This is a genomic window from Candidatus Woesearchaeota archaeon, assembly GCA_003694805.1.
Taxonomy (GTDB): domain Archaea; phylum Nanobdellota; class Nanobdellia; order Woesearchaeales; family J110; genus J110.
Genome location: RFJU01000011.1, coordinates 1 through 2,208, shown reverse-complemented (window position 1 = coordinate 2,208; position 2,208 = coordinate 1). Strand labels below are relative to the sequence as shown.

Below are 2,208 nucleotides of genomic sequence, written 5' to 3'. Positions count from 1 at the left end.
GAGTTTCCCTGTTGCAACGATTTCTCGTTCTCGCCCTCCCGGTGTTACTTCTGCTTCGATGGGGAGGATGATGCCGCTGAACGCGGCGCCGCTGCCAAGGACGGCCAGGCCGTTGACGCGACCGACTTGCTTGCCTGTGGTGGCGATGACTTCGTATTCTTTTTTGCGTTCAATGATTTTGTCGGCCATTTGTTCTTCGAGCGTGCGCGCGATAGCTTTCGCCTTGAGAATGTGGCTTTTCTCGACGATTTTGCTTCCTTCTTCGTAGGCGATGTCTCCCGCGGCGCGTACGAGGCCTCCGAGGTCGCGCAAGAAGAGGGTGAGGTGGCCTTTGCGGTTGGCTCTGCGCCTTGCCTCTTCGATGATGTATTCTACTGCGCTTCTGCTAAAGTGAGGAATTTTTTTGTCTTTGCGAACTTCTTGTGCAACGAATTGCGCGATTTTCATTCTGTTTTCGGGCGTGTCCTTCATCGTGTCTTTCATGTAGACTTCGTAGCCGTACCCGCGGATTCTGCTTCGCAGGGCGGGGTGCATGTGTTTGAGCGTGTCTAAGTTTCCTGCTGCGACGAGGACGAACTTGCAAGGAACAGGCTCTGTTCTCACCATTGCCCCTGCGGAGCGTTCGCTCTGGCCGGTGATGGGGTATTTTCCTTCTTGGAGGGCGGTGAGGAGTTCTTGTTGCGTGTGGGGTTGGAGTGTTGCTATTTCGTCGATGAAGAGGACACCGAGGTGGGCTTTGTGTATCATGCCTGCGACGACGCGTTCGTGTGCTGGCGTGCCAAGGCCGCCGGATTGGAATGGGTCGTGGAGGACGTCGCCGAGGAGGGCGCCGGCGTGGGCGCCGGTCGCGTCGTAGAATGGAGCTTGTTTTCTGCCGAAATTGTCCACGACAAGCTTTGGCGGGCTTGCTTTTTGAAGGTTCATTCGCCGCGAAAGGTTGATCATCATTGCCGTCATGCCGATGATGAAGAGTCCGCCGAGGAAGTACGCAACAAACATTACTGCTGCAATGGTGGCGTTGTAGTTGGTTTCGTAATAGCGGAACGCCCAGAACGGCGCGAAAATGGCGATGAGGGCGAAAATGATCATGATGATGTTCATGCCGCCAAAGAGGCTGGTCGTCTGCATCTTGTGTTGGACGACAACCCGTCTTCCTTCGCCTGCCTTGACGGTCCTGATGAGGGGGGTGTTTTCGTCGTTGGGGTTGGGAAAGGCGAGGACGTCGACGAGGTTTTCTTTTGGGAGGAGTTCTGCCAGGGCGAGGCCGAGCATGCTCTTTCCCGTGCCGGGTTCGCCGATGAGGAGGACGTGGCGGCGCTGTTTGCTTGCCTTTTTGATGACGTTGACGGCATCTTCTTGGCCGAGAACCTGGTCTGCAATCTTTGTCGGAATGGGGATCTCAGCGGTTGTGGTGAAGGAGAAGGTTTTTTTCATAGGATGCTTGTTTTTTTTTGTACAGGTTTTTTAGCTCGTCAGGCAGTGGTTTGTTCGCTCGTTCGTTTTATGTCATGAGGAAAAATGAGAAGGTGTTTTTAAAGATTGTTGTAGGGGGTGGTGCTTGCGTGTCTTGCACCTTTTTTTTCGGTCGGTGGCGGGAAATGCTTTTCAAGCAATGCCTGGCGCCATTAGTGCATTAGTATGATGTTGTAACGCAGAGAAGTGCAAGGAGGGAGGAGTGCGTTGTGAAGGACGCTGTTTTGCTTTTCTTCGGGGCAGGTATTGCCGTCGCGGGGCTGGTTGTCTTGAGCGTGCTCCCGCCAGTTCAAACAGAAGGGGTTGTGCGGGCAGAGCCGCAGGACAAGGTCGTCTTCTCAGGGGTCGTTGTGCGACTTGGTCAAAGCAAAGGCGTGTCGTGGTTGCGCGTGCGCTCGTGCGAGGACGTTCCCGTGGTTGTTTTTGGTGGCGGTAGTGGTAACGCCTCGATCGCCCCTGGCGATATGCTGAGGATTGAAGGAGAGGTTGGTTTTTTTCAGGGAGAGCGTCAAGTCGTTGCTGATGCTATCGTGCTCGTGAACGCATCGCTTGCTGGTCAGGATGAACACGTGACGGAGTAGGTTCGGCCAAGACGGCGCGCGGGGTGCTAGGGGGTTGGCGGGTTTTGTTTCTTTTGGCGTGTTTCTCAAAGATTTGGCAAAAAACTTAAATACAAAAACTGTTTTTTGGGTGTGGAGCAATGCTGTTAGTTAAAACGGCGTTGAACAGCTGTTG

2 protein-coding genes are annotated in these 2,208 nt (G+C 54.1%); one reads left to right on the top strand and one right to left on the bottom strand.

Annotation, left to right across the window (positions count from 1 at the left end):
- Nucleotides 1–1,434 (bottom strand): ATP-dependent protease LonB (gene lonB / locus D6783_00355; protein RME53940.1); only part of this gene is annotated, 1,434 nt, incomplete at its 3' end.
- A 248-nt stretch (nt 1,435–1,682) separates the two neighbouring features.
- On the opposite strand from lonB, the gene D6783_00350 reads away from it, so the two are divergent.
- A complete protein-coding gene (locus D6783_00350; GenBank protein RME53939.1) occupies nt 1,683–2,054 on the top strand; it encodes a hypothetical protein in 372 nt (123 codons plus the stop codon).
- The last annotated feature ends 154 nt before the right edge of the window (nt 2,055–2,208 follow it).